The sequence below is a fragment of the Micromonospora arida genome (assembly GCF_003857035.1).
Taxonomy (GTDB): domain Bacteria; phylum Actinomycetota; class Actinomycetes; order Mycobacteriales; family Micromonosporaceae; genus Micromonospora; species Micromonospora arida.
This window is the reverse complement of record NZ_QGSY01000207.1, coordinates 1-1,998: the sequence shown is the minus strand read 5'-3', so window position 1 is coordinate 1,998 and position 1,998 is coordinate 1. Positions and strand designations below refer to the sequence as shown.

Annotated in this window: 1 protein-coding gene and 1 pseudogene; both read left to right on the top strand. The window is 68.2% G+C overall.

Features of this window, described 5'->3' with window-relative positions; translation table 11 throughout:
* Positions 1 to 757, top strand: a pseudogene (locus DLJ58_RS19700) (alpha-glucuronidase); the annotation flags it as partial.
* A 307-nt stretch (positions 758 to 1,064) separates the two neighbouring features.
* A partial coding sequence (locus DLJ58_RS19695) for an extracellular catalytic domain type 1 short-chain-length polyhydroxyalkanoate depolymerase (RefSeq protein WP_124858500.1) occupies positions 1,065 to 1,998 on the top strand: 934 nt, incomplete at its 3' end.

Sequence of the window (1,998 nt, the reverse complement as noted above, 5' to 3'; positions counted from 1 at the left end):
GGAGTCGGGGGTGGGCGGCGGGATGGTCGCCGTCGCCAACGTCGGCGACGACCTCTTCTGGACCGGGCATCCGTTGGCACAGGCCAACCTGTACACGTTCGGCCGGCTGGCCTGGGACCCACGGCGGGACCCGACGGCGATCCTCGACGAGTGGATCACGCTGACCTTTCCGCCGTCGGCGACCGCCGACGCGGAGCTGGTGCGGAGGACCCTGCACGAGATCATGGACGACTCGTGGCGCACGTATGAGCGCTACACCGCCCCGCTGGGCGTCGGCTTCATGGTCAACCCCGGCGACCACTACGGTCCCAACGTCGACGGGTACGAGTACACCCGGTGGGGCACCTACCACTTCGCCGACCGCGACGGCGTCGGCGTGGACCGCAGCCGCGCGTCGGGCACCGGCTTCGCCGGCCAGTACCCGCCGTACTGGGCCCAGGTGTACGAGTCACCCGAGACCTGCCCCGACGAACTGCTGCTCTTCTTCCACCACGTGCCGTACGGGCACGTGCTGCACAGCGGCTCGACCGTCATCCAGCACATCTACGACACCCATTTCACGGGGGTCGAGGAGGTGACGGCGATGCGACGGAGGTGGCAGAGGCTGACCGGCATGATCGACCCGAGCGTGTACGAGCGGGTCGCCGAACGCCTCGACGAGCAGGTGCGCTGCGCCACCGAGTGGCGCGACCAGATCAACACATACTTCTTCCGCAAGTCCGGGGTGCCGGACGAGCGAGGGCGGGACATCCACTGAGCGGCGGTGAGGCGCGGCTCGGCCATCCGGTCGGGTCGCCCTCGTGCCGTGCGCCAGCGGCCTGGCAGGTTCCGAAAACGTCCCGATAATTTATCGCCACCCATCGGCGCTGACAATGCCCGTCGATGTCCACTGTCGCGCAGGTGACCGCCGGAACCGTTGCGGCGGAAGGTTTCCGGAAGTCTTGACAATCGAGTGTGCTCGATCGAAGCTGACATGGTCACGCGAGCCGCGGTCAAGGTCGGGCGAAGGGCAGTCCTCGACTTAAGTCCCCTTCCACGCGCCTTTTTCGTAAGGGATCGCGACGATGACACTGAAGACGAGAATGCTTGGCGTCGTCATGGCGGCCGTGACACTGGCCGCCGCCGCGTTGACGTTCGCCACTCCCGCGTCGGCGGCGACGCTCACGCAGGTGACCAACTTCGGCACCAACCCCACCAACCTGCAAATGCACCTGTACGTCCCGGACCGGGTGGCGACCCGACCGGCGATCCTCCTGGCCATGCACTACTGCACCGGGACGGGCCCCGCGTTCCACTCGGGCACCCAGTACGCCTCCCTCGCGGACCGGTACGGGTTCATCGTGATCTACCCGTCGGCCACCCGCAGCAGCAAGTGCTGGGACGTCTACTCGCCGCAGGCGTTACGCCGTGGCGGCGGCAGCGACCCGGTCGGGCTGATGTCCATGGTCGACTACGTGAAGCAGCGTTACTCCGCCGACCCCGCGCGGATCTTCGCCACCGGCACCTCATCCGGCGCGATGATGACCAACGTCATGCTGGGCGTCTACCCGGACGTCTTCGCGGCGGGCGCGTCGTTCGCCGGGGTGCCGTTCGCCTGCTTCGCCACCGGCGGCACCTCGGAGTGGAACAGCCAGTGCGCCAACGGGCAACTCATCCGGACCGCGCAGCAGTGGGGTGACCTCGTCCGGGAGGCGTACCCCGGATACACCGGCCAGCGACCCCGGATGCAGATCTGGCACGGCACCAACGACGAGACGCTGCGCTACCCGAACTTCGGTGAGCAGGTCAAGCAGTGGACCAACGTGCACGGGCTGAGTCAGACCCCGGCGTACACCGACTCACCGCAGTCCGGCTACACCCGCACCCGGTACGGCAGCAGCGGCCCGATGGCGCCGGTCGAGGCGATCAGCATGCAGGGTGTCACGCACAACCTGCCGGTCGACGCCGCGCAGGTGATCCGCTTCTTCGGGCTGGACGGCACCGCGCCGCCCACCACCC